Source organism: Halodesulfovibrio marinisediminis DSM 17456 (assembly GCF_900129975.1).
Classification (GTDB): Bacteria; Desulfobacterota; Desulfovibrionia; order Desulfovibrionales; family Desulfovibrionaceae; genus Halodesulfovibrio; species Halodesulfovibrio marinisediminis.
Window position 1 is genome coordinate 659123 of sequence record NZ_FSRG01000005.1, and the last position, 23688, is coordinate 682810.

Here is a 23688-nt window from a genome sequence, read left to right on the forward strand (position 1 = left end):
CGAAGTTGCGATGCTAGATGACAGAGGATGTTGTGGCAGAGCGCTGGTTAGCTGTTTGCAAGCAACTGAAGTTGTTCGTTGATCTTGCTGGCCTTACTTGAACGCTTCATTTCATACATTGAAGCATCAGCTGCTTTAAGCAGGTCAATGATGGTTTCCCCATCATGAGGATATTGGCTGACGCCTGCACTGGCAGAAATAATATGTGTGAAGTCGCCTAGAATAATTGGTTCCTCAATGGCACTGAGCAGAACCTCAGTGATGTTGTGGAGCGTATGTTTGTTATCTACTCCACTAAGAACGACAATAAATTCATCACCGCCAAGGCGTGCAGTGAAATCTGATTTTCGGCAGTTGGCGACAAGTCGATGAGCAATAACTTCCAGTACCCTGTCACCAGTGTAGTGCCCGTGTGTATCGTTAATTGGTTTAAAGTTGTTTAAATCAATGAAGACGACAGCGAAAGGAGTCGCAGGGGTTGCAGACAGTAGGCTGGCTAAGTGATTTTCCAACGCATGTCTGTTGTTGATGCCCGTGGTGCTGTCTATTGTTGCACTACGGGTAAGTTCTATTTCCGATTGTTTTTTCTGTGTGATGTCGGAAATAATATTTTCGGTATATTCAAGATTACCATGTTCATCAAACTTTCCATTAGAGCTGATGGTCATCCAGCCTAGTGTACCGTCTCTACGGATAAACTCGAAATCGTAACCGATAGCAGTTTTGTTTTCGAGTACAATTTGTACATATTCAGCGCGTTGTTCTGGAAATCGCCATAATTTTTCAACGAACGGAACTTCTTCCAGAAGTTGTTCGGGAGAGTCATACCCACAAATTGTGGCCATGGCAGGATTGGCTTCTGTTAATCGACCATCTTTTTGAACTGTGGTAATGCCTTCTGCAGCGTTCCAAAACAGGTTTTTGTAGCGTTTTGTTGTGTCGCGTAAGTCCTGTTCTATACGTTTGCGATGGGTAATGTCGGTTGCAACACCGACCATTCCAAATAGATGACCATTATTTGTCCTTAACGGCCGTCTCTGAACTTCAAAATGATGAAATTGTCCATCTATAGATGTTGCAAATTCAGTATGAAACTTAGGCAATGAGTTCGCATGGAATTGTGAACAGCCGCTCTCTTGTCCCCTATGAGGTTTGAAAAGCGGGGTAGTGAGGAACTCGTATTTTTTAAAGGAGTCGCTGTGAACGTTTCCAAAATGTTTATTGAATGCTTTGTTTGTGAAAGGGTATTGGCGTGTTTTATCACAAACAAAAACTGGGACAGGAAGTGCATTGAGGATATTTTGTAGAAAAATATTTTGGTCTTCTATCTGTTGATAGATATTGAAATGTTTTGTGATGTCGATGATCATTGCTTCAATGTCACCATTATCGTACTTTTCTGCAGTAATAAGAATTTTATGAACTGAATTATCTATAGTGCATATAGCTGGATAGTTTTCTACTCTTTTATGTTGATCAAGTTCTTTTATAAGTCCATCAAGAGATTCTTTAGAAAGAAAGTCTTTGTGTGTAATTTTTTGATCAAAAGAATCATGAGTTTTAGTTATGCTTAAAAGCCTAGCACCAGTTTCATTTATAGCAATAATATTATTAGTATGAATATTAAATCGAATAGCAATAATAGCATTAGAACTATATAGTGTTGAACGAAATTTCGAACTAAATCTTTTTACATCTCTTAATGTGATAAACTTTTCCCATAACAATGCGCAGATGCATCTTGGTTTTTTGCGTAATAGGAAAAGATACGCAAGAAAGATTACTGCACCTGTGTAAATAATCAGTAAAAGAATAAAAAAGAATGGATTGTCGACATATGGCATGGCTTGCCTTCTGTACTACCGGACAGAGGATAAGTAAATGGCGTAACTGCTAATTTTTTTTAGTAGTTACGCCATTTTTTTGTTGTAGAAAACGTATGTATCTAACGTCTGCTATTTTTCTGTCAAATTGAAGTCTACTTTAATTTTGTATAGTGCTGTTGCTGGCAGGTTTAAGATTTCAATGCCGGTTTTTTCGGTAATTTTGGCTAGGGTGTTTACAACAGCATCCCAGCTAGGTCCGATAAATGTAAACCAGATATTGAAGTCATGATCTCGCAGATAGTTGTGGGTTACACCTGTATGCGAGTTTACTTCCGCAACAAACGATTCAATTTTATCTTCAGGAACCTTGGCGGCACAAAGAGTAGAACGCCAGCCGAGTCCTTTAGAGTTGAAGTTAGCACCGAGGCGTCTGATAATTTTTCGCTCTTTTAAAGAGCGTACGGTCGCCAGAGCCTCTGCTTCTGTAAGGCCTACCTGCTCGCCGATAACTTCGTACGGGCGTGGAGCAATCGGAAAACCGGATTGAATAATAGTCAGAACTTTGCGGTCAGTGCTGCTCAGCGCAGATTCCAGTTGTTTATCCATTTCGACCTCGATGATATTGGCGGTTACAAGCTGTATTATTTCTGACGTCGTGGCGTGTAGCTGCACAGGGGTTCTTCAGCTAAGTGCGAACCTTTCATAGAGTACCCACGTGCTCGGCAGCCGCCGCATACATTGTGGTACTCACATACGCCGCATTTTCCGTCGTATTCTTCTTTAGTACGGAACTGACGGAAGTATTCAGACTTACGCCAGATTTCCGGGAACGGTGTTTCTTTAATTTGACCACAGTCCAGCTCTAGATAGCCGCATGGCTGAACCTGACCGGTGTGGGAGATAAAGCAGAAACCGGTGCCACCGAGACAACCGCGGGTAAATGCGTCCATGCCAAAGTTTTCAGCATTTACTGCAAGGCCTTCTTCTTTAGCGCGCTGGCGCATGATGCGGTAGTAGTGCGGCGCACAGGTTGCCTTAAGGTGCATGTTAGTGGTTTTGCGGAAGTCGTAGAACCAGTTGAGTACTTCTTCGTATTCTTCTGCTGTAATAACTTCTGCACCCATCTGTGCTGCTCGTCCGGTTGGTACCAGCAGGAAGATGTGCCATGCAACAGCACCAATTTCTTCGCACAGATTAAAGATCTGTTTGAAGTATGGAAGGTTCTGGCGGGTTACAGTTGTATTGATTTGGAACTCGATGCCAGCATCTTTGAGGTACTGGATACCACGCATAGACATGTCGAATGCGCCTTCAACACCACGGAAATCGTCGTGGAATTCAGCGCTCGGGCCGTCAATGGAGATGGAACAGCGCTGTACTCCGGATTCTTTCATCTTTTGGGCAGTCTCAGGGGTAATAAGCGTACCGTTAGGAGACATAACACAGCGTAGGCCTTTTTCTGTCGCATAGGCGACAAGCTCATAAACATCAGAGCGCATCATAGGATCACCACCGGTAAAGATGATGATCGGGTTACCAACACTAGGGAAGGTGTCGATCAACGCTTTTGCTTCTTCAGTGTTGAGTTCACCTGGATACGGCTCTTCGTGTGCTTCAGCACGGCAGTGTTTACAGGCCAGGTTGCAGGAACGGGTTACTTCCCATGCAATGAGCTTACAGGAAGGAGAACCGTCTTCAAGTGTGCGCGCCATGGAACCAGAGAGTCCATTGCCATGAGGATGACCGGCTGGCATTTTGCCATGCGGATGTCCAGCAGGCATGTCAGGATGTCCTGCTGGTTTTTCAGCTTTAGCAGGACGGTTCTGCGGAGGCAGGCCTGTATCAAGGATTGCTTCCTTGTGTGCATGCATATGGCCGAGCGGTGCTTTTTCAGCAATGCGTCCAATATCTTTGGAAGCGCAACCGCAGAGAGATTCTTTTTTATCAGACATGTTATTTTACCAGTCCGCGTTTAATAAAGTCTTCAGCAAAATAGGTGATGATGAGATCTGCACCGGCGCGTTTGATGGCAAGGAGTGATTCCATTGCAACTGCATCGAGGTCGATCCAATCATTTTGGGCTGCGGCCATGATCATGGAGTACTCACCGCTTACCTGATAGGCAGCCAATGGCAGATCAAAGCCGTCGCGAAGCATACGGATGATGTCCAGATAAGCACCGGCAGGTTTCACCATGAGGAAGTCTGTTTCTTCCAGAACATCCGCGGTGGCTTCACGAAGTGCTTCGCGGCTGTTTGCAGGATCCATCTGGTAGCTTTTACGGTCACCGCTCTGCGGGGTGGATTCAGCTGCGTCACGGAACGGGCCATAGAAGGCGGATGCATACTTAACTGCGTAGGACATAATCGGAAGGTTAACGAAGCCTTCCTCATCCAGTGCTTCACGTAAAGCTTGAATGCGTCCGTCCATCATGTCAGATGGTGCAACAATGTCAGCCCCTGCCTTTGCATGGGAAATGGCTACACGCTGGAGAAGCTCAAGTGTAGCATCGTTCGCAACAGTTACGTCATCGTCTTTCTTCTGTAGAATGCCACAGTGGCCATGATCGGTGTATTCGCAAAGGCATACGTCTGTAATAACAACAAGCTCTGGGTGGCGAGCTTTTGCAAGGCGCACTGCACGTTGCACGATGCCGTCTTCCGCGTATCCTTCGGAACCAGTAGCGTCTTTGCATTTAGGAATACCAAAGAGGATGATGGAGCGGAGACCTGCTGCAACTGCTTCTGCAAGCTGCTTTTCAAATTCATCCAGAGAAAGCTGGAATTGTCCCGGCATTGAAGGAATTTCTTTGCGGAATGTGGAGTCTTCGGTATCCACAATGAAATATGGCATAATCAGGTCTTGCGCTGTAACGCGGTTCTCGCTCACAAGAGCGCGCATGGCTGCGCTGCTGCGAAGACGACGTCCTCTATAGAAGTCTGCCATTGAATCCTCCTGATCGTTAAGGATCGGTTCATGTCTTGCTTCAGCAGTAAGAGTGGAAAGAAGTTGATGGAACCGGCGTGCTACAGAAGCAGGCTGGTGTGCTGCTGAAACTGGTTATAAAAGGACTCCCGCTCTTCCAGAGCGGAACAGCGGGAGCCGATAGAATCAAAGGTAAGCGGGGGAGTTGTTACTCTGGACGAATTTCGTCGTCGGTGAGGTAACAAGCAGGATCCTGTGCCCATTCGTCGCCGTATACAGCTTCTGCACGAGCACGGAAGTTACCGCCACAGATGTTGAGGAAGCGACACTGAGCGCAGCGACCGCCAACATGCTGTTTTTTGTCTTTCATTTTAGCAAGAAGTTCGATGTTCATATCTTCCCAGATTTCGGAGAATGGACGTTCGAGAACGTTACCGAATACTTTTTCTCTCCAGAATTGGTCAGGGTGAACGCTGCCATCCCAGCTGATACAGCCGATGCCGCGACCGGAGCTGTTGCCTTCGTTGAACTGAAGCAGTTCAAATACTTCTTTAGCGCGCTCTGGGTCTTCACGCAGCATACGCATCCATACGTATGGACCGTCAGCGTGGTTGTCTACAGTAAGAACTTCTTTTGGATGTCCAGCATCATGAAGCTTTCTGGTCTCATCCATGATGAGATCTACAACGTCACGGGTTGCCTGATGGTCGAGGTCTTCTTTGATGATTTCAGAACCACGGCCGGAGTACACAAGGTGGTACAGGCAGATACGTGGGATTTCCATATCTTTAAGAAGCTGGAAAACTTTTGGAATTTCAGGAGCATTCTGCTTGTTGATAGTGAGACGAAGACCAACTTTGAGGCCTTCAGCTTTACAGTTCTCAATACCTTCGAGTGCTTTTTTGAATGCGTTAGGAACGCCGCGGAACTTGTTGTGTACTTCTTCCATACCGTCGAGAGAAATACCAACGTAGGAGAGACCAACTTCTTTAAGTTCGCGAGCTTTCTGTTTGGTGATGAGGGTACCGTTGGTAGAGATAACAGCACGCATACCTTTATCGGTTGCATGTTTAGCAAGCTCTACAAGGTCCTGACGAACAAGTGGTTCACCACCGGAGAACAGCATAACAGGTGCGCCGTACTGAGCGAGGTCATCAATGATCTCTTTACCTTTTTCAGTGCCGATAAGATCCTTATGCTTATCAGGATCAATAGCATGAGCGTAACAGTGAACGCATTTAAGGTTACAGCGCTGGGTCATATTCCATACGACAACAGGCTTTTTATCTTTAGAAAACTGCAGCAGGTGTGAAGGAAGTTTGCCAGAGTCCCTGCCGTAGCGCAGTGCGTCGGAAGGTTCAACCTGACCACAGTAAAGTTTTGAAATGCCTATCATTGTGACTCCTTATAATATGAAAAGGCGTAAAGCCGTCTGACCCGATGTGAGGCTCAAGGAGCCCCAAGAGAAAAACAAAAAGGGAATGATTCCCTCAGAAACAACGTATCTAAAAATTTTGCAGGCGCCTTACGTACATCTAACGTTCAACGCAGCTTTTCCTTACCAAACTACCTCGCACAGGGCAAAGAATTTCCTGAGTCTTAAATACAATCAAAGTTTTTCGTATAATTTGGAACCGCTAAGGTAGGAAAGCAGGTCTTTGCAATCAGTAAAAGATAACGGTATTGGTACGAAGCGTGATGAGAGTTGCGTAATTATTTGTTTCCGCAGAAGGAATCTGATTGTTAGTAGTAATCAGTATTGATATGTAGTCTTATAACGAATTATAATAAGATATGCCAGCACACGTTGTGTCACATCTTTTTTACAAAATAATTAATAGATATATGATAGTTAAGCTTTTAGATGTGTATGTGAGACCGACACATTTTTTTGCAACACGGAAAATCAAGCGTCTACGTTATCGTGGGCTCTTTTTGGCTGTTCTAGTTCTCATGAGCATTCCCTTTGTCAGAATCGGGCTTGGAAATCTTGTCGGGCTTTTTGGTGATGGATATTTTGCTCCTTACAGCATCGTGTTTGCGTTTTCATTGTGGCAGACTCCAATGGCTATAATGTGGCAGCAAGTTATGCTTGTGCCGTTTTATGCCTTAGGACTGGTATTCTCGGCGGCTTTTTTACACTTTTTGCTTTGGATGGCTCGAGGCAAAAATGCATCTTATGCTGCAACAATGATGTGCGTATGCTATGCTGTGCCATGTTTGTATTTAAGTGTTTTTCCGTATTCGGGAACAATAACCGCTGTAATATATACTTCAATTTTTCTAGCTTACAGTCTCAAAGCAGTTCACCAAACCAAGTGGAGCAGGGTGTTGCCTGTTATTGCTTTGAATTTTTCAGTGCTTTTTGTCGTGTGCAGGCTACTCTTTTCCTAAGGCAAGATTTTGTATATGGCATTGATGTAAGTCATACCCTTTGATCTTTAGTAGTGCTCCGGCTTTGTTATGTTTGCTGTCGGTTGTCACGTAACAATATAAGGATAGAATATGGAAATCCGTTGTCCAGAGTGCGGGTATACGCGTGAAGTAAATCCGGACTTAGTTTCGCCTGATCTTACTGTCGCTACCTGCCCGAAATGCAGTAAAAAATTTCGTTTCCGCCCAGCTGAAGAAAATGAACCTGATTTTGTTTTAGGTCAGGATGTTGAACAACCGCAGACAGACTCACTATCAGCACAGGATGCAGGTATGGATGAGCTTGAGGAATCACGGCGCCCGGTGAAGCCGGAAGATTTGTACCCACCTTCTATGCGTCGGGGAACATCTTCTGAAAAAGATGATTTTTCAGAAGATGAGTTTTGGAATACAAGCAAACCATCTTCGGAAGAAGATCCGTTACGGATGGTATATTCAGATGGTCAGCCTTTGGATGGCATGCCGAATGACGTTCCATGGGCGGAAGTAAAAGAGATTGGCTTCTTTCCTGCAATTGCAGCTACAATAAAGGGCGTATTGCTTAAGCCATCCTTATTTTTTGAGATTATGAATAAGGAAGGAAAGTTTTCCATTCCGTTCAGTTACTTTATTTTGATTTCACTTGCTGCAGTACTTGTTGAAACCATCTGGCAGGGTATTTTTGGTAATCCGCTTATTCCTGCAGAAGCAGTAGGTCCGATTTCTATTGATGAGCTTTTTTCTATTATGTTCATCAGTCCGCTTATTCTCGTAATGTACTTGTTTTTGACAGGAGCTGTGCTTCACGGAGTATTAAAGCTGACTGGAGCAGCTACTGGTAAGCTTGGAGTTACGCTTCGAGTGCTCTGTTATGCAGCAACTGCTGACCTTCTTTCTATTGTGCCAGTTGTTGGCCCGTTAATCGGCGGAGTCTGGAAGTTGGTCATTATTGTTAAAGGACTGAAAAGTGCGCATGACACGACGTATAGTCGTGTGCTGCCCCCTGTGATTATTCTGGTACTCGTACTTGTGTCCTTTGTGGTATATAGTCTAAAATCGCAAGGGATTATCTAACGTACGGTACAGGTGACTGCAGCCACCCGAGTGTATTGGTTAGTGTCCGTCTCACTCTGATTGGTAGAGTGGGATATGTCCAATTTTAAGAGGGTTGGTTCATGCTTATAACATGTCCAGAGTGTCAGTTTGCCCGAAACATAAATGCAAGCTCAATTCCGGCTAAGGCACAGCTTGCTACGTGTCCGCGCTGTAAAACAAAATTTAGATTCCGCATTTTGCATGACGAAGAACAGCTTCTTGTAGCCAACGAAGAAGATGTGCCAATGACACAGAGCGTTAAAGAAGAATTAAACACAGTGTCACAGGCTGAAGAGGTTGCGTCAATGAAGAAAGCTTCCGGCGATGGTCATGAACCTGAAGCAAGCATTGAAGACGACTACATTGAGTCTCAAATGGTTGCGGCTATGCAGGAAGAAATAGAGCAGCTGTTGAAAGAGGAAGAGGCAGATCAGGCAGAAAATGATCAAGATTCTTCTGAGGCGCTAAGCGCTGATGATATGCAGCAAGGTGCTGCCAAGGATATGACAACAGAAGACGATGAAACATTGTCAGCGCCTTCTGTTGATGTGCAGGCAAAAATTGTTGAAGAGTATGCGGAAGCCGCCGATGATGAAGCTGAGCAGCCAAGAGCTTTGATTAAGCGTTCTGCTTCGGCTCAGGCTTTGCGTGAGCGCGGCGTTGTTTCTATAGATGCCACCACAGAAGCGGAAGAGGAAGCTGTGAGGGCATATGCGCAAGAACAGGAGTCCAGTGCAGTTGAGACGGCTTCAGCGCATATCGTACCCGAAACAGGAAGTGATACTGATATTTGGGATGCCATTGCCGCCATGGGGGATGAGCATGAGTGCTCTGAGTCTTTTGCGCCTGGATGCGGCTCACAGGTAAACATTATTCCTTGGGAAGATTCTCGGTTAAGCGTGGTTGGACGAATTTTCAGTACGTTCAGCGGGTTGTTTGTGCAGCCGGTTCGTTTTTGGCGCGGAGTAAATGCTAAGCCCCAATTGGTGCTTCCTATGCTCTTTTCGCTGTTTATGTGTTTTGTTTCTTGTGCGGGGATTGCGTTCGGAGTACAACTTTTGGCTGCCAACTGGACGAGTGTAGCCACTGTGCTGCAATCAATATTGTCTCAGCAGGGACTTATTCCTGAAACACTGGTGTGGGGTAATGTGGCTCCGGCAATAATGGCAGTCCTTGGCAGTATGTTGCTTGTATTTCCGTTTATACTTGGCGGCGCAACTACGATTGGAGCAAGGCTGCTAGGAGGTGATTCTGTTCCATTTAGTACCGGTGTTAAAACAGTGTCCTATAGCAGCGGTGCTTTTTGTTGGTTACTGCTTCCTGTTGTTGGAGCGATAGTTTCACTTGTGTATCTACCTTTATTATATGTTAGCGGCGTACGTTCTGGTTATAATATGTCATTATTTAAATCGGTTGTACTGGTAGGTATTGTTCTACTATTGTTTGCAGCGTTAACGCTCGTGGCAGTAGCTGCAGGAGTTACATTTATGTAGCATAAGGAGTTGTGGACATGTTTGCATGGCTTGCTAACGCGTTTCGCAGTATTAAAGACAGCATCCGATACAAAGAAAAAGTATCTCCAGAGGCTATTCGAGTACTGGCTTCCGAACTGCGTGAATTAGCTCAGATGGCAGAAATGTTTGCGAATGAAGAAGCAACCCCTATGGATCGGATTAAACGTATTCAGTCTGAGACTGGGCAGCTTATTGAGTTGACCAGTAGGGCTGAGTTCCGGAGACTTTCTGTACAGCGCCGGTTGGAGCTGCATGAATCTTTAGTCGACTCAAAACGTCATTTGCTTAATACAATGCAAGCAACTCCAGTTGCCACGGATGTCATTCAGTAGAAATCCAGCAATAAAATTGAGTAAATTGCCTGATAAGCACTCGGTTAACTTAAGCCGCTTGTTATCAGGCATTTTTTTTGCAGGGTTTAAGGGAAGATAAAATTAAATGCCATTTTTCTGACATTGAGTAAGGGCTGTTATGAAACGAATAATATTATGTTGTATGCTGGTAATGTGTTGCGCTGGTTTGCTGACAGTTGGTGGATGTGCCAGTCCCGAGGTTCAAACTTCAATCCAACCTGTTCCATCTGGTTTTACTCCGGAGATGCGCTTTGATGACACCATTGTGTGGGATGAATGGGTTCGTGGTGGTGACTTGAATGTGTCTGTGTTTCCACAAACAAAACCGGATGCAGCACCAACCGCAGTATTTTTCCCGTTTCTGCCAACTGTCACTTTGCATGATCCGCTTGAAACGGGTACAGCCGTGGCTAAAGGGTTTTGGCAAGAGTGGCTTAGAGATGCACCGTTTTGTGTGCTTGAGTTCAGAGAGTTGAAAACGTCATATTCTCCTGCTTACGCAATTCGCCTCGCTCGTCAGCGTGGTGCCTTGTTTGCGGTAACCGGTAAGCTGACTGATTTTTATGATGGTGGCAGTGTTACAGGGGCACGACTTGGCGTTACTGTTGATATTTACGATACAAGAAATGGTGCCTTGATTTGGTCTATGAATCAGTTTGCGTACATGGATAAAGATAGGACCCGCGATTTCCTACTGTTTAGAGCAGAAAGCCGACTCCCTTCTGACCCGTTGTGGGTTGTTACAACTGCAATTGCTCGTTCCATGAAAAATCCTGTAAAACAGTGGACAGGGCAGTGGGCAGCTGTGCAGGAAGAGAATAATTCAGAAGAGAACGCAGCATTCTAATGTAAGTACTGACGGAAAAAAATTCCTATTGGACATAAAAAAAGACCACATCATAATGTGGTCTTTTTTTTATGCTTATTTACAAGCAAAGAAAATTGAGTGTGATCTACGCGGAGGTTGCCATTTTTTGGTACATGGCGGCACCAACACGTTTGGCTGGCTGTGCTGCTGGCTTGACAGGCTGCTGGTTGAAGACACCGGAGTTAGCGTGTGCTGTTGTCTGCTTACTTGGCATGGCTGAATTGTTTTTCATAGCTTCGATTGCTTCAGGAGTATCAATAATCTGAGCGTAGGCGTCACGGATGCCGTCGATAATTTTGATAACTTCATCAATGCAAGTGGTGTCCATCATCAGGTTAGCTTTCAGTAATCGAGTATTACAGAAGTGGTAAAGCTCGTGAAGGTTTTTCGCAATTTCACCACCGGCTTCTGCGTTAAGGCTACTATCGAGCTCGTTGATAATATCCATAGCACGGGTGATAAGCATGCCTTTTTTTGCCACGTCTTTTTCTTCAATGCTGGTTTTGGCTTGATTCAAGAACTTGATGCAGCCTTCGTACAGCATAATCAGCAACTGTCCCTGTGAGGTTGTGGAAACTTGAGTAGAAAAATAGGCTTGTGCGGCCGTTTTCATTGCGTGCTCCTCATAAACTTCTAACAAACTATTATTGATACTAGAGGGATTGCAGTAAACATACTGCCGAACATTACACGAACAAAGTGTAATGTGAAAGCGGCAAAATTTTCCTGTTTGCAATACGCCTCTATAGATAAAGCAAGGTGAATGCCAAGCTCTGAGGTGGCGTAACTACTCGTCACCATTCGTGCTTACTAAGTGTATCGGCATTAAATACGATGCCTTTAGAAGAACATCATAAAGATTGTATAAAGAACAGTGGTTAGCCTTTCAGAGATATATTTTTTTTCTGTTTGGCTATCTGGCGGGTGTAAAAAGGAAAAGGGTGAAGTATGGTACTTCACCCTTATGTTTTTTTGAAGTGATGTGATCTTATGTTTCCGGAAGGCTGGTGGTCAGTTCTGCAAGTTTTTGACGTGCTTCATCCGGATCGACCCCTTTCATAGAAACAATATAGTCGAGATTTTCTTCTGCATCACATGGTCGCAGGTAGAGTGGGGCAACTGGAGTATCTCCGTATTCAAGTGTGGCTGCTATATCCAGTAAGACTTCCGGCTTAGGATGTGAGAATCGCTCATCAAGAATAACTGCATTCTGAATATTATCTTCAAAAAATTCACGGTTTTTTTGAACGCCCGTGCCAAGTAGTACGGTGTCAGTGTTTCGTGTGTTAATTGCAGTCGCGAGATCTTCAATTGTTCCGGCTGTTGGCCCCATCAGTGCCTTTGGCAGGCCATTAGAGGAGAATCCTTGAAAGGCTTGATAGTGCACCTGACCACGTCTTGCGTGGGTGATAACCCAAACTTCCTTGTCTGTGATTGTACAGGTATCCATTGCAAGCGCAGGAAGGTAGTCGATACCGGCCATCGGGAAGCCGTGAGTGCGTGCAAGACCGAGTGCTGTTGCAAGCACAAGACGCAGACCGGTGAAGGAACCGGGGCCGCGAACACAGGCAATTCGTCCGATATCATTTAAAGACAGTGACATTTTCTCCAGACCGTCCATGAGGGCAGGCAACAACACCTGCATTCCCTGACGTGGAGAAAAGAGTTCTTTAGAAAAAAGCAGTTGTCCCTGCTCCCCGCAAATTATTTGCAAGCGGGCTTCTGCACTATTAAAAATAAGGGTGTTTTTAGAGTCTGCGGACATCGTTAAATGTGGCCCATACCATGAGAGTTAACAGTAAGAAAATTCCGACGCGGATAGAGTAGTCCATTACTTTGGCAGGAACTGGTTTACCCACGATCATTTCATATACAAGCATTACGATGTGACCGCCATCCAATACTGGAATCGGAAGGAGGTTAAGCACACCAAGGTTGATGCTGATGAGTGCCGCAAGAGCAAGAACAGCAACAAGTCCCTGTTCTGCCTGCTTGCTTACAAGTTGAGCAATCATAATCGGCCCGCCGACAGTTTCAGCAGGTACAACGCGCTCAATAAGTTTTACAAAGCCTTGAACGGTGAGCACGGTCATTGACCATGTTTTTTCAAAAGCTGCTGAAGCAGAACTGAAGAATCCGAGATCAATCTGCTCTGTTTTTCCCGAAGCCAGAATGCCGATGAGGTACGATTGCTCCTCTTCTCCGAAAATGCTTTTACGGGAAAGCAGGGAAGGAGTGATGTCAAAAGTCAGGGTATTACCATCGCGGGAAATGACCATTTGAAGTTCTTTCCCCTCGCTTTTAGCGACGGATATGTAAACATCTTCCCAGGATGTAATATTGTTTCCGCTAATAGATTTTATGGAGTCCCCCTGTTTCAGGCCGGCAACAGCCGCAGGACTATCTGGACGAACGCTGCCTATTTCAGGAATGAGTTGGGGTTGTCCGTTAGCGATGAAGAGTGCCCAGTAAATAAAAAATGAGAGCAGCAAGTTGGCAATAGGACCAGCAGCAACGATACACAACCGCTGCCATGGCTTACGCTTTATAAAGCTGTCTGCTTCAGAAAATTCTATATTCTCCGGAGAGTTGATATCATCGTCAGGGTTCTCCCCAACCATGGATACGTATCCACCAAGAGGTACTGCGGAGAGTCTGTACTCAGTTCGACCACGCTTGAACTTGTATATTGCTGGGCCGAATCCAAGAGAGAAGGTGCGGATGCCCACACCAAAAGCACGGGCTACGCTGAAGTGCCCGAGCTCATGGAAGAAAATAAGCCCGCCTAGAACAAGAATGATTGCAATTGCACTGCTTAGCATACTGCTTAGATACTCCGTGGGTTAAGTCGTGCCGGCTACAGGGTGCGTGCCCATTCTAAGGAGCGTTCGCGTGTTGCAGTATCCAGCTCTATGATGTCTTCGAGAGAAGCAGGAGTGACCATATCGTGTGCGTCCATTGCCTTTTTGATAAGTTCCGGAATCTGCAGGAACTTAATTTTATCTTTAAGGAAAAGATCTACAGCAATTTCATTGGCCGCGTTAAGAACTACACACAGTCCTTTCCCGCCTCGTAATGCTTCTCGTGCCAGTTCAAGACACGGAAAAGAAAGTATATCAGGTTCTTCAAAGGTCAAGTTACCGCAGGAAACTAAATCAAGCGGCGTAACTCCGGTCTTCATGATCTTTGGCCAGCCAATGCAGTAGCCGATGGCAATACGCATATCCGGCGGTCCCATGTGGGCGATCTGTGATCCGTCATTGTATTCAACTAGTGAATGAATGATAGACTGAGGGTGCACTACAACTTCAATAGTGTCCAGTGGAACACCATATAAATGATATGCCTCAATGATTTCTAAGCCCTTGTTCATGAGCGTTGCAGAATCAATGCTGATTTTAGGGCCCATGGACCAGTTAGGATGCGCAAGAGCTTCCTTGCTGGTTACAGTTGATAGAAAATCACGCTGCTTTCCACGGAATGGCCCACCTGATGCAGTCAGGATAATTCGGCGGACTTCAGCTTTGTCGTGTCCTGACAGGGCTTGAAATATTGCGTTGTGCTCAGAGTCAACCGGCAGGAGAACAGCTCCTGTGCGTTTGCATACTTCGCGGATAAGATCGCCTGCAAGAACAAGTGATTCTTTGTTGGCAAGTGCGATCACTTTACCGGCTTCAGCTGCGGCAAAGGTCGCGCGAAGACCTGCTGCACCAACCTGTGCGGAAAGTACTGTTGATGCCTCTTCCAGTTGTGCCATTTGAGCATAACCATCACCACCCACGAATATTTCCGGGGAATACCCTGCTGGAAGCATGGTGCGAAGTTCAGCGGCTGCTTCTTCAGTGAGAACGGCAAGGTAAGCCGGACGCCAGCGAATAGCCTGCTCAGCTAGCAAGGTGAGGTTACGGGCACCTGCTAAGCCTACAACGGTGAATTGTTCTGGCTGTTCTTCAATTACTTTGAGCGCGCTAGTACCGATGGAACCTGTTGAGCCCAATATGACTATCGAGCGTGGAAAGGTTGCCGCGTACGTCGCGTCCGGTAGTGATGAAATGTAGTGTATCACAGGGAATCCTAAGCATGTTGAGCAGCAAGCTTTGCGCCTGTCTCGGTCATAAAGTTGAAAAGCAGCGTAATATCGTCGTCGGTAGTGCGGTGGTTGGCAACGCACAGACGAATAACGCCTTTGCCGCAAATACGTGCGGGAGTCATAAAACCGAGACCGCTTTTTTCCAATTCGCTAAGGATGGCAACTTGCAGATTATCAAGCTCTGCTTCTGACCATGCACAGCAGTTGTCAGGAATGTAGCGGGCGCATGCCATGGATAGTTCAACACCACATACCGGTTCCCAGTTTGGAGATTCAGTTGTGAGTTTATGGAAAAGTTTCGCATGACCATGGTTGCGGTCAACAATTTCAGCAAGACGTTTTACGCCGTATGTTTTGAAGGCGAACCAAAGCTTGAGAGCACGTCCCTGTCTGGATAACTGGAAGTTTGTGTTTTTTAAATCCCAGTCCGTTTCCTGACCAAGATATACGGCTTTGGCGATAAAGGTGTCTTTTTGCTGTTTCTTGTTTTTAAAAAGTGTGATGCCGCATTCAAGAGGGATAAAAAACCACTTGTGCGGGTCTACAGCAATGGAATCTGCGCGGTTGATGCCATCAAGAAGGTGGCGCAAGTTATCTGAAATCATTGCGGCGCCACCGTATGAAGCATCTACATGCATCCATAGATTCATTTCTTCACAGATGTCCGCAATGGTATTTAGCGGATCAATTGAGCCTGTGGATACCGCACCTGCCTGTGCAACAACGCAGTATGGCTGCATACCGGCCATCCTGTCTGCCTCCACCATGCGGCGCAGTTCTTCAGGAATCATGCGGCATTCATTATCTGTTGGAACACTGCGTACGTTGTTGTGACCGATGCCAAGAAGCATCGCAGAACGGTAAATGGACATATGCCCTTGATCAGAAACATAGACGATCAGGGGCTTCTTAAGAGCTTGCATACCTCTGTCTGCTACTTCTGGAGCATGTGCATGGCGACCGACGGTCATTCCCATGAGGTTAGCAACTGTACCACCAGAAACAAGGGTGCCGCCCCATGTGTCAGGGTAATCAAACAGTTTTGCAAACCAACTGAGGACTACTTTTTCTAAAATTGTTGCAGGTGGACTGCCCTTGTATAGCAGGGGAGCTTGATTAAAACCGACACTAAGCAGTTCACCTATAGTACCAGCAGGAGAAGGGCTGGTGGTGATCCACGCCAGAAATCGAGGGTGCCCGATTTTGGTACATACAGATTTGAAAGACTTTTCGACCTGATCCAGTATTTTATCTGGGGATGTGCCTTCCATAGGCATATCCTCAAATAGAGAGTCCCTGATGTCTTCCATCGGTGTCTGGGTAACAACTGGTGCATCAGAGATGTGCTTAATGTAATCACCAATGATAGAGGTGACTCTTTCAAGGTGGTTGTCTAAGTTTTCAAGATCAAGGGTTTGTGTCTCACCCATAAGTCATTCCTGCCTGCAGGTTAAAAGAACGGATAAATGCTCTGTGCAAACCAGTAGGTTGGCAGCACAAGAAGGATGGAGTCCACACGGTCAAGAACACCACCGTGTCCAGGGAGGATTGCCCCGGAATCTTTTACACCGACAGTTCGTTTAAGTGCAGATTCGAAAAAATCACCAAGCTGTGATGCGCAGTTAAGTATGATGCCGAGCAGAATAAGCGCGTACCATGGAGCAGTGCCGAAGCCTAATCCCAGTGCAAGGGTAATAATACAGCAGCCGATCATGCCACCGATGGAGCCTTCTACAGTTTTCTTCGGGCTGACGCGAGGCCAGATTTTATGTTTTCCGAAGAAACGCCCTGCGTAGAATCCACCGATATCAGATGCAAAAGCGGCAAACAGTACGAGGATAAGTTCGACACGTTGAAAGCTGAATGCGGCCTGAAGAAGCAAAGGCAGGTACAGCACGCCGTTTGTAAGAATTTGTGCCTGAGTAAAGTCTGCATCATCACGCATGCTGATGCCGTATTTACCGAGAAATGCAAAGTTGCTGAGCCAGAATGTGAGGGCAATGAGGCCGATAACAGCAGTAGGAAGGGCAAGGTAAGATGCAATGAGAATGGCGATGCCCATGAGGCAGCCAAAAAGTTTGAGCGTCATTTTTTCATGACGTGGCCAGAACATGGAATAGAACTCGTATTGTCCGACTACACTGGTTGCAAGAAGGCCTGCGAGCAGTGCCCAGTCGCCGATAACAAGAACGGCTATAAGTAAAGGGAAGGCAATAAGGGCTGTCGTCCAACGTTGTCTGTGTGAATTAGTCATTGTTAAGCTGGTCTCCGGTCTTGCCGAAACGGCGTTCCCGTGCGGCATATGCCTTGAGCACGTCGTGGAATTCCTCAATTGAGAAATCCGGCCATAAGGTTTCGGTGAAATACATTTCGCTGTAAGCATGCTGGAAGAGCATAAAATTTGAGAGGCGAATTTCTCCGCTTGTGCGGATCATCAGGTCAGGATCAGGTATGCCGGAAGAGTACAGTCTGTCGGCAAATGTTTTTTCTGTTATTTCATCCGCAGATACTGAATCAGCAACCAGCTGCTTTACAGCACGAATAATCTCTTCTCTACCAGAGTAGTTTAAAGCAAGATTAAGCGTCATTGAGGTATTCTTTTCGGTTTTTTTCATTGCATGCTGCAATGCAGTGCGAGCAGTAAGTGGTAAGTCACTCATTTCACCGAAAATGTTGAGCCTAATGTCTTGTTCCATAAGGGAAGGAAGTTCTTTCTTTAAAAAGCTGACAAGCAGTTCAAAGAGAAAGCTTACTTCCTTTTTAGGGCGTGCCCAGTTTTCACGGGAAAATGTGTACAGGGTGATGTATTTGATTCCCAGTTTCCGGCATTCGCGCACAACACGCTGTACTGTTTCAGAACCGGCACGGTGTCCCGCCGTTCTTTCTTCCCCTCTTCGTTTTGCCCAGCGTCCGTTTCCATCCATGATGAATGAAACATGCACAGGAAGTGCTTCAGGGGTTGTCCAGTCCAGTAATTGTGAATTTGACAAAACACACCTCAACATGCGTTTGAGTAATAAAAGAAACGTTGAGTTATAAGGGGAAAGGGCGTCTCCCGTCAAGAAAGGGTGTTCTGGCGGGGGATGACAGGATAACAAAAAAGGCCGGATAGGACATCCGGCCTTTTGATGACTGAAATTCAGCCGAAGCAGTCTGGAAATTAAATCTCCATGATCTCTGCTTCTTTTTCATTACCTTTTACGTCTGCTTTAGCAACGAATGAGTCAGTAAGTTTCTGAACATCATCCTGGCCGCTACGACAATCGTCTTCGGAAATTTCTTTTGCTTTTTCAAGCTTTTTAATCTGCTCGTTAGCATCACGACGAACGTTACGGATAGCAATTTTTGCATCCTCGACGCTCTTCTTCGCAAGCTTAACAAGTTCACGACGACGTTCTTCAGTCAGCATCGGAATAGAGATGCGGATGAGCTTACCGTCGTTCATTGGGGTCAGACCGAGGTCAGAGTTCATGATAGCTTTTTCTACGAGAGGAAAAGCACCCTTATCCCAAGGCTGAATAGTAATAGTTCGGCTTTCAGGAACAGCAACGGATGCGAGCTGTCCAATAGGGGTTGGTGCGCCGTAGTAGTCAACCACGATGTGGTCAACAAGGCTAGCGTGTGCGCGACCGGTGCGAAGGCGACCGAATTCACGATCGAGTGCTACCAGTGCTTTTTCCATTCTTTCTTCGGCATCAAGAAGAATCTCATCCATGATTAGCCTCCGTGTACGATTGTACCAACATCTTCACCAAGGATAACTTTACGGACGTCACCCTTGAACAGGTTGCAAACCAGAATTGGTACATTGTTTTCCATGCACAGCGAAATGGCAGTAGAATCCATTACTCGCAAGTTTTTCTGAAGTACCTCAATAAAGCTGAGGGACTTGAACATAACTGCATCATCATTTGTTACAGGATCTTTATCATAAACGCCATCCACTTTGGTAGCTTTAATGATAGCCTGACATTTTAATTCCATACCGCGCAGTGCTGCAGCGGTATCGGTGGTGAAGAACGGGTTGCCAGTACCGGCTGCACAAATGACGATGCGACCTTTTTCTAAGTGGCGTTCTGCACGGCGTCTGATGTACGGTTCGCAAACTTCCTGCATAGTAATAGCAGAAAGAACGCGGGTTGGGTGGCCCAGTTTTTCAAGCTGATCCTGAACAGCAACTGCGTTCATTACAGTTGCCATCATACCCATGTAGTCAGCAGAGGAGCGATCCATGCCCTTTGCAGAAGAGGAAATACCGCGGAATATGTTGCCGCCGCCGATAACGAGCGCAATCTCAAGTCCCATATCAGCAAGTTCTGCGATTTCTGTGCAGACACCTGCAACTGTTTCCGGGTCAATACCAAATTTGCCGTCACCGGCAAGTGCTTCGCCGCTAAGCTTAATAAGCACACGTTTAAACTTTAAATTTCCCATTTATTCCCCATATGGTTTCGGGCTGTTTAGTTTTTTGCGGATTCATGTTCGAAAAAAGCTAGAACAGCCTTGATAACAAAGTTGATCTCTTCCGTTGTGTGGTACGGATCGAGAGGCAGGCTGACTTCGCAGGCTGCCAGTTTTTCAGCTACAGGAAAATCTCCTGCTTTATACTGTAAATGGCTACAACATGGCTGCAGATGCATGGCCAATGGATAGTGGATGTTGTACCCAATATGATTTTTTGTAAGATGATTGCAAAAAGCGTCGCGCTTATCTTTTGGTACCATGATTGGGAACACATGCCAGACAGGTGTCGAATGATCATGTACCACAGGTAGCTCAATTTCTTCAATCACTGATAATTGATTAAGGTATAACGATGCCAATTCCCGACGTTTTGCATTCCACTCCGGCAGGTATGGAAGAAGGAATTGCAGCAATGCCGCCTGCATTTCGTCTAATCGGGAGTTGAATCCAACAATTTCATGGTGATATTTTATAGCTGCACCGTAACTACGGAGCTTTTTTGCCGTTTGGGCAATTTTTTCATTGCTTGTTGTTAAACAGCCGCCATCTCCAAATCCACCAAGGTTTTTGGTTGGGTAGAAGCTGAATGCCGCTGCATCAGAAAGTGCTCCACAGGTGCCGTCTTTGTATTCTGCACCATGAGCCTGACATGCATCTTCAAATACAAGAAGGTTGTGTTTTTGAGCGATGCTGCGCACTTCATCCATCTCTGCTGGAATACCGTAAAGATGTGTCGGTAAGATGGCCTTAGTGTGGTTAGTTATTGCTGCTTCAATTTTTACCGGATTGATGTTGCCCCAAGGGGTGCAATCAACAAGTACTGGTGTAGCTCCGACGCGCATTACCGCAAGGAGTGTGGCGATAAAACCGCCAGCACTTACAATTACTTCATCTCCTGCACCAATATCAGAAGCTCTAAGAATGATTTCGAGAGCATCAAGTCCGTTACCTGTGCCGATGCAGTATTTTGTTCCTGTGAATTCTGCGAAAGACTCTTCAAATTTTTCGAGTCGAGGGCCCATGATGTAGCTTGTTTCATCAAGAACCTCTTCGGTTACCTGCTGCAACTGGAGACGAAATTCTTCATAACGTCGATGCATTGCAAGGTAGCCTACTTTTTCGACGTTGGTTCGATTTGCATCGAATGCATAAAATTCTTGTTTGTCATGAATATAGTCTTTCGGCTCGTAGTCGTCAGAAGCTAGTACCATGAGTACGGCATCGTTAGAAAAATTACTCATTTCACGCCAGTATCCTGCTGGAACAAGTACACCTTTGTTTGGTGCATCTAACTCGAATGAGTATGTCTTTCCGTATCCTTCAAGGCTAAGAGTGACATGACCAGATGTGGCTACAATGCACTGTTGAAGCTTTTTATGACCGTGAAAACCACGGGCCTTGTCGTCTTCAATGCTGTGAATGTAGTACACACGACGAATTGGAAAATTCAGGTGTGTATTAGACTGTATGACAGACAGGGAACCACTTTGTTCTGTTCTATGTGTTTCGATGTCGATGAGTTTAGGGATATTGTTCATATCAAATGATCCTTAGTACTGAGGGAATGAAAAAGGAATTGTAGCTCGCCCATTTATCATTCTGAATCAAAAGGTGTGCCCCAGTCCCCTTCGTTAATACGAACGTATTTCAAGAACACATAAAAAAAGCCGTGCATTGCATTGATGAATCCGGCTTTGCCATCAAGCATACCAAGCTTGAAAAAGTAAATTTTTATAAAACGCATTATAGCATGAGCTAATGCTACAGTGATTCCGCCCTTTCGGTGTTTTCTCTTGAGATCGTCTGCCCCTTCCTGAGCGTACAGGTTGATTTTGCTGAGGTGGTGAGAAAAGCTTTCGTAAGGGTAGTGTAGTATGTCTGCGTCGATATCTTTGACCGTACCGGATGCCTTGAAGGATTCGTGTGAGCCGCTTTGTGTAACTGTGAGATATTCAGGACGGAATATGCGGATCAATCTGTCAGGGTACCATCCGGAGTGCTTCATGAAGCGGTCGTAGTACCAATTACGTCGGCGTGGACGGAAAGCGGTAGTGGAAGAGTCGGTCTTATCCAGCTCTTTAAGGATTTCTTCCTTCAGTTTTGTTGAACAAATTTCATCTTGATCAAGTGAAATAACCCATTCACTTTCAATGTGTTTTAGGCCGAACTCAAACTGACTTTTAAATCCGTCCCATGGGTTCTGAAGGATAGTTGCCTTATATTTTTCAGCAATGGACAGTGTCTCGTCAGTAGAAAAAGAGTCTACAACGATGATTTTGTCGCAAAAAGATAACGATGCAAGGCACTTGTCGAGAAGTCTTTCACCGTTGTATGTGAGAACTAATCCAGTGATTGAAGGCATAATTTTTTCCTTAAAAAAAGGGGAGAGAAAACTCTCCCCCCTTATCAGCTGTTAGATAACCGTAGTTTTTCTATTCAGCGTCTTCTTCTTTAGCGTCGTCTTCACCAAGTTCGAAGCGTGCGAAAGAAGCAATTGTTGCGCCTTTAAGAAGGTCGCGAATAGTCATTTTGTCGTCACGGATGTAAGGCTGGTTAACAAGGGTGATTTCCTTGAAGAATTTAGCCATACGACCGTCTACGATTTTGTCTACGATGTTCTCAGGCTTACCCTCTTCGAGAGTTTTCTGACGCTGAACTTCGCGTTCACGAGCAACGAGGTCAGCAGGTACGCCGTCTTCGTCGATAGCTACAGGGGTGGTAGCAGCGATCTGCATAGCAACACCTTTAGCCATTTCTGCATCGTCAGAACCGAGGATCTCAACGAGAACGCCGATTTTGCCGTTGGAGTGAATGTAAGAGCCGATTACGCCTTCGCCGGAAAGTTCCATGCGATGTGCACGGCCAGCAGACATGTTTTCACCGAGGGTAGCGATAGCTTCTTTAACGTCAGCTTCAACACGGGTAGCGAAATCTTCAGCACCGTTTTCGAGAACGTCAGCAGCAAATTTAGCAGCGATTTCCTGGAACTTTTCGTTACGAGCAACGAAGTCAGTTTCGCATTTAAATTCTGCCATAGCAGCGCGGTTAGCTTCAACTACGCAGCCTACGAGACCTTCAGAGGTAGCGCGACCTGCTTTTTTAGCAGCTTTGGACAGACCTTTCTGGCGGAGCCAGTCGAGTGCTGCAGCTTCGTCTGCGTCGTTTTCTACGAGTGCTTTTTTGCAGTCCATCATGCCAGCGCCGGTTTTTTCGCGCAGGCTTTTAACCATAGCAGCAGTAATAGCCATGATCTATTCTCCCTCTGAATGAATTATTCGGATGCGGTTGCTTCAGCAGCTTCAGCAGCTTCAGCAGCTTTAACCATCTCAGCTTCAGCGTCTTTGCCGTCTTTAGCCATAGCGCCGCCTTCAGCACATGCATCAGCAATGTGAGATACGAAAAGCTTGATAGCGCGAATAGCGTCGTCGTTACCTGGAATGATGTAGTCGATCACGTCAGGGTCGCAGTTAGAGTCAGTTACTGCAACGATAGGAATACCGAGTTTGCGGCATTCTTTAACAGCGATGTCTTCGCGCTTAGGGTCAACGATGAACGCGAGCTGTGGCAGGCGTTCCATGTCTTTAATACCACCAAGAGTAGCTTCGAGTTTGTCCATTTCACGACGGAGGCTCAGAATTTCTTTTTTCTGGTAGCGGTTTACGCTGCCGTCTTCGAACATAGCTTCGAGCTTTTTGAGGCGGTCGATAGAGCGACGGATAGTCTGGAAGTTGGTAAGGGTACCACCCATCCAGCGGTTGGTTACGTAGTATTGATCAGCACGGGAAGCTTCAGTTTTCACAGCTTCGTGAGCCTGGCGCTTGGTGCCGATGAAGATAACTTTGCCGCCGTTAGCAACAGTTTCAACAACTTTGTCGTGAGCGCGACGGTAAAGTTTTACGGTCTGCTGGAGGTCCATGATATGGATGCCGTTACGAGCACCAAAGATGAATGGACGCATTTTTGGGTTCCAACGACGGGTCTGGTGACCGAAGTGTACACCAGTTTCCAACATTTGTTTCATAGTTACGTAAGCCATTGTAATCTCCTTCAATGGGTTTTTCTTCCACCCCGAGCCAAGTCCCGCCACCTTTAGAACCTTACGAATTCCAAAGGCACCCAGGGAAGATGCGTCGGAGTGTGC

General features: G+C 45.8%; 23 protein-coding genes. 5 read left to right on the forward strand and 18 right to left on the reverse strand.

Features of this window, described 5'->3' with window-relative positions; translation table 11 throughout:
• Positions 1 to 47: 47 nt before the first annotated feature.
• The 5 genes from BUR09_RS10830 to ahbC all read right to left on the reverse strand — a co-directional run bounded on the left by BUR09_RS10830 (position 48) and on the right by ahbC (position 6147).
• Entirely contained in the window at positions 48 to 1844 is a 1797-nt protein-coding gene (locus tag BUR09_RS10830) for a sensor domain-containing diguanylate cyclase (protein WP_074216946.1), read from the reverse strand.
• A 111-nt stretch (positions 1845 to 1955) separates the two neighbouring features.
• Complete coding sequence (gene ahbA, locus BUR09_RS10835; RefSeq protein WP_139296818.1) at positions 1956 to 2432, reverse strand: siroheme decarboxylase subunit alpha; 477 nt, start codon at positions 2430 to 2432, stop codon at positions 1956 to 1958.
• A gap of 35 nt (positions 2433 to 2467) precedes the next feature.
• Positions 2468 to 3580, reverse strand: a complete 1113-nt coding sequence (gene ahbD, locus BUR09_RS10840) for a heme b synthase (RefSeq protein WP_175566025.1) — start codon at positions 3578 to 3580, stop codon at positions 2468 to 2470.
• A gap of 199 nt (positions 3581 to 3779) precedes the next feature.
• On the reverse strand, positions 3780 to 4772 hold the full coding sequence (hemB, locus tag BUR09_RS10845; RefSeq protein ID WP_074216947.1) for a porphobilinogen synthase: 993 nt from the start codon (positions 4770 to 4772) through the stop codon (positions 3780 to 3782).
• A gap of 187 nt (positions 4773 to 4959) precedes the next feature.
• Positions 4960 to 6147: a 12,18-didecarboxysiroheme deacetylase gene (gene ahbC, locus BUR09_RS10850; protein WP_074216948.1), complete on the reverse strand. Its 1188-nt coding sequence runs from the start codon at positions 6145 to 6147 to the stop codon at positions 4960 to 4962.
• Positions 6148 to 6596: 449 nt separating this feature from the next.
• On the opposite strand from ahbC, the gene BUR09_RS17225 reads away from it, so the two are divergent.
• The 5 genes from BUR09_RS17225 (at position 6597) to BUR09_RS10875 (ending at position 10972) form a co-directional block, all read left to right on the forward strand.
• Entirely contained in the window at positions 6597 to 7145 is a 549-nt protein-coding gene (locus BUR09_RS17225; RefSeq protein ID WP_407645273.1) for a YIP1 family protein, read from the forward strand.
• Between the two features lie 111 nt (positions 7146 to 7256).
• Complete coding sequence (locus BUR09_RS16865) at positions 7257 to 8237, forward strand: YIP1 family protein (RefSeq protein WP_074216950.1); 981 nt, start codon at positions 7257 to 7259, stop codon at positions 8235 to 8237.
• Positions 8238 to 8338: 101 nt separating this feature from the next.
• Entirely contained in the window at positions 8339 to 9751 is a 1413-nt protein-coding gene (locus BUR09_RS10865) for a zinc-ribbon domain-containing protein (protein ID WP_074216951.1), read from the forward strand.
• A 17-nt stretch (positions 9752 to 9768) separates the two neighbouring features.
• The gene (locus BUR09_RS10870) at positions 9769 to 10104 is read left to right on the forward strand and encodes a hypothetical protein (protein ID WP_074216952.1); all 336 of its coding nucleotides are present in this window, start codon (positions 9769 to 9771) and stop codon (positions 10102 to 10104) included.
• Between the two features lie 139 nt (positions 10105 to 10243).
• Complete coding sequence (locus tag BUR09_RS10875; RefSeq protein ID WP_139296819.1) at positions 10244 to 10972, forward strand: hypothetical protein; 729 nt, start codon at positions 10244 to 10246, stop codon at positions 10970 to 10972.
• A 106-nt stretch (positions 10973 to 11078) separates the two neighbouring features.
• On the opposite strand, the gene fliS is transcribed toward BUR09_RS10875, so the two are convergent.
• From fliS to rpsB, 13 genes are all read right to left on the reverse strand, one after another.
• A complete protein-coding gene (gene fliS / locus BUR09_RS10880) occupies positions 11079 to 11606 on the reverse strand; it encodes a flagellar export chaperone FliS (protein WP_074216954.1) in 528 nt (175 codons plus the stop codon).
• 375 nt (positions 11607 to 11981) lie between these two features.
• Complete coding sequence (tsaB, locus tag BUR09_RS10885; RefSeq protein ID WP_074216955.1) at positions 11982 to 12758, reverse strand: tRNA (adenosine(37)-N6)-threonylcarbamoyltransferase complex dimerization subunit type 1 TsaB; 777 nt, start codon at positions 12756 to 12758, stop codon at positions 11982 to 11984.
• Positions 12742 to 13815 (reverse strand): RIP metalloprotease RseP, encoded by a 1074-nt coding sequence (gene rseP / locus BUR09_RS10890; protein ID WP_074216956.1) that lies wholly within the window; start codon positions 13813 to 13815, stop codon positions 12742 to 12744. Before rseP ends, tsaB begins: the two co-directional genes overlap by 17 nt.
• Positions 13816 to 13850: 35 nt before the next feature.
• Entirely contained in the window at positions 13851 to 15059 is a 1209-nt protein-coding gene (gene dxr / locus BUR09_RS10895) for a 1-deoxy-D-xylulose-5-phosphate reductoisomerase (RefSeq protein ID WP_074216957.1), read from the reverse strand.
• Between the two features lie 8 nt (positions 15060 to 15067).
• Entirely contained in the window at positions 15068 to 16513 is a 1446-nt protein-coding gene (locus tag BUR09_RS10900; protein ID WP_074216958.1) for a pyridoxal phosphate-dependent decarboxylase family protein, read from the reverse strand.
• 20 nt (positions 16514 to 16533) lie between these two features.
• Positions 16534 to 17337: a phosphatidate cytidylyltransferase gene (locus tag BUR09_RS10905; protein ID WP_074216959.1), complete on the reverse strand. Its 804-nt coding sequence runs from the start codon at positions 17335 to 17337 to the stop codon at positions 16534 to 16536.
• Positions 17330 to 18073, reverse strand: coding sequence for an isoprenyl transferase (locus tag BUR09_RS10910; RefSeq protein ID WP_084539442.1), 744 nt, complete (start codon positions 18071 to 18073; stop codon positions 17330 to 17332). Before BUR09_RS10910 ends, BUR09_RS10905 begins: the two co-directional genes overlap by 8 nt.
• Positions 18074 to 18243: 170 nt before the next feature.
• On the reverse strand, positions 18244 to 18798 hold the full coding sequence (gene frr, locus BUR09_RS10915; protein WP_074216960.1) for a ribosome recycling factor: 555 nt from the start codon (positions 18796 to 18798) through the stop codon (positions 18244 to 18246).
• 2 nt (positions 18799 to 18800) lie between these two features.
• Positions 18801 to 19517 carry a UMP kinase gene (gene pyrH, locus BUR09_RS10920; protein ID WP_074216961.1) on the reverse strand — a complete coding sequence of 239 codons (717 nt, stop codon included), beginning with the start codon at positions 19515 to 19517 and terminating at the stop codon, positions 18801 to 18803.
• A gap of 26 nt (positions 19518 to 19543) precedes the next feature.
• The gene (locus BUR09_RS10925) at positions 19544 to 21085 is read right to left on the reverse strand and encodes an aminotransferase class V-fold PLP-dependent enzyme (protein WP_074216962.1); all 1542 of its coding nucleotides are present in this window, start codon (positions 21083 to 21085) and stop codon (positions 19544 to 19546) included.
• A 56-nt stretch (positions 21086 to 21141) separates the two neighbouring features.
• A complete protein-coding gene (locus BUR09_RS10930) occupies positions 21142 to 21912 on the reverse strand; it encodes a glycosyltransferase family 2 protein (protein ID WP_139296821.1) in 771 nt (256 codons plus the stop codon).
• 67 nt (positions 21913 to 21979) lie between these two features.
• Positions 21980 to 22795 (reverse strand): translation elongation factor Ts, encoded by an 816-nt coding sequence (gene tsf / locus BUR09_RS10935; protein WP_074216964.1) that lies wholly within the window; start codon positions 22793 to 22795, stop codon positions 21980 to 21982.
• A gap of 23 nt (positions 22796 to 22818) precedes the next feature.
• On the reverse strand, positions 22819 to 23583 hold the full coding sequence (gene rpsB / locus BUR09_RS10940; RefSeq protein ID WP_074216965.1) for a 30S ribosomal protein S2: 765 nt from the start codon (positions 23581 to 23583) through the stop codon (positions 22819 to 22821).
• Positions 23584 to 23688 lie beyond the last annotated feature (105 nt).

Coding starts and splice junctions, on each gene's coding strand:
- BUR09_RS10900 (WP_074216958.1), bottom strand. CDS start 16,513: ATGGGTGAGACACAAACCCTTGATCTTGAAAACTTAGACAACCACCTT.
- rpsB (WP_074216965.1), bottom strand. CDS start 23,583: ATGGCTTACGTAACTATGAAACAAATGTTGGAAACTGGTGTACACTTC.
- BUR09_RS16865 (WP_074216950.1), top strand. CDS start 7,257: ATGGAAATCCGTTGTCCAGAGTGCGGGTATACGCGTGAAGTAAATCCG.
- frr (WP_074216960.1), bottom strand. CDS start 18,798: ATGGATGAGATTCTTCTTGATGCCGAAGAAAGAATGGAAAAAGCACTG.
- tsaB (WP_074216955.1), bottom strand. CDS start 12,758: ATGTCCGCAGACTCTAAAAACACCCTTATTTTTAATAGTGCAGAAGCC.
- BUR09_RS10830 (WP_074216946.1), bottom strand. CDS start 1,844: ATGCCATATGTCGACAATCCATTCTTTTTTATTCTTTTACTGATTATT.
- BUR09_RS10905 (WP_074216959.1), bottom strand. CDS start 17,337: ATGACTAATTCACACAGACAACGTTGGACGACAGCCCTTATTGCCTTC.
- BUR09_RS10875 (WP_139296819.1), top strand. CDS start 10,244: ATGAAACGAATAATATTATGTTGTATGCTGGTAATGTGTTGCGCTGGT.
- BUR09_RS10865 (WP_074216951.1), top strand. CDS start 8,339: ATGCTTATAACATGTCCAGAGTGTCAGTTTGCCCGAAACATAAATGCA.
- BUR09_RS10870 (WP_074216952.1), top strand. CDS start 9,769: ATGTTTGCATGGCTTGCTAACGCGTTTCGCAGTATTAAAGACAGCATC.
- ahbA (WP_139296818.1), bottom strand. CDS start 2,432: ATGGATAAACAACTGGAATCTGCGCTGAGCAGCACTGACCGCAAAGTT.
- BUR09_RS10925 (WP_074216962.1), bottom strand. CDS start 21,085: ATGAACAATATCCCTAAACTCATCGACATCGAAACACATAGAACAGAA.
- ahbC (WP_074216948.1), bottom strand. CDS start 6,147: ATGATAGGCATTTCAAAACTTTACTGTGGTCAGGTTGAACCTTCCGAC.
- tsf (WP_074216964.1), bottom strand. CDS start 22,795: ATGGCTATTACTGCTGCTATGGTTAAAAGCCTGCGCGAAAAAACCGGC.
- pyrH (WP_074216961.1), bottom strand. CDS start 19,517: ATGGGAAATTTAAAGTTTAAACGTGTGCTTATTAAGCTTAGCGGCGAA.
- rseP (WP_074216956.1), bottom strand. CDS start 13,815: ATGCTAAGCAGTGCAATTGCAATCATTCTTGTTCTAGGCGGGCTTATT.
- fliS (WP_074216954.1), bottom strand. CDS start 11,606: ATGAAAACGGCCGCACAAGCCTATTTTTCTACTCAAGTTTCCACAACC.
- ahbD (WP_175566025.1), bottom strand. CDS start 3,580: ATGCCAGCCGGTCATCCTCATGGCAATGGACTCTCTGGTTCCATGGCG.
- BUR09_RS17225 (WP_407645273.1), top strand. CDS start 6,597: ATGATAGTTAAGCTTTTAGATGTGTATGTGAGACCGACACATTTTTTT.
- hemB (WP_074216947.1), bottom strand. CDS start 4,772: ATGGCAGACTTCTATAGAGGACGTCGTCTTCGCAGCAGCGCAGCCATG.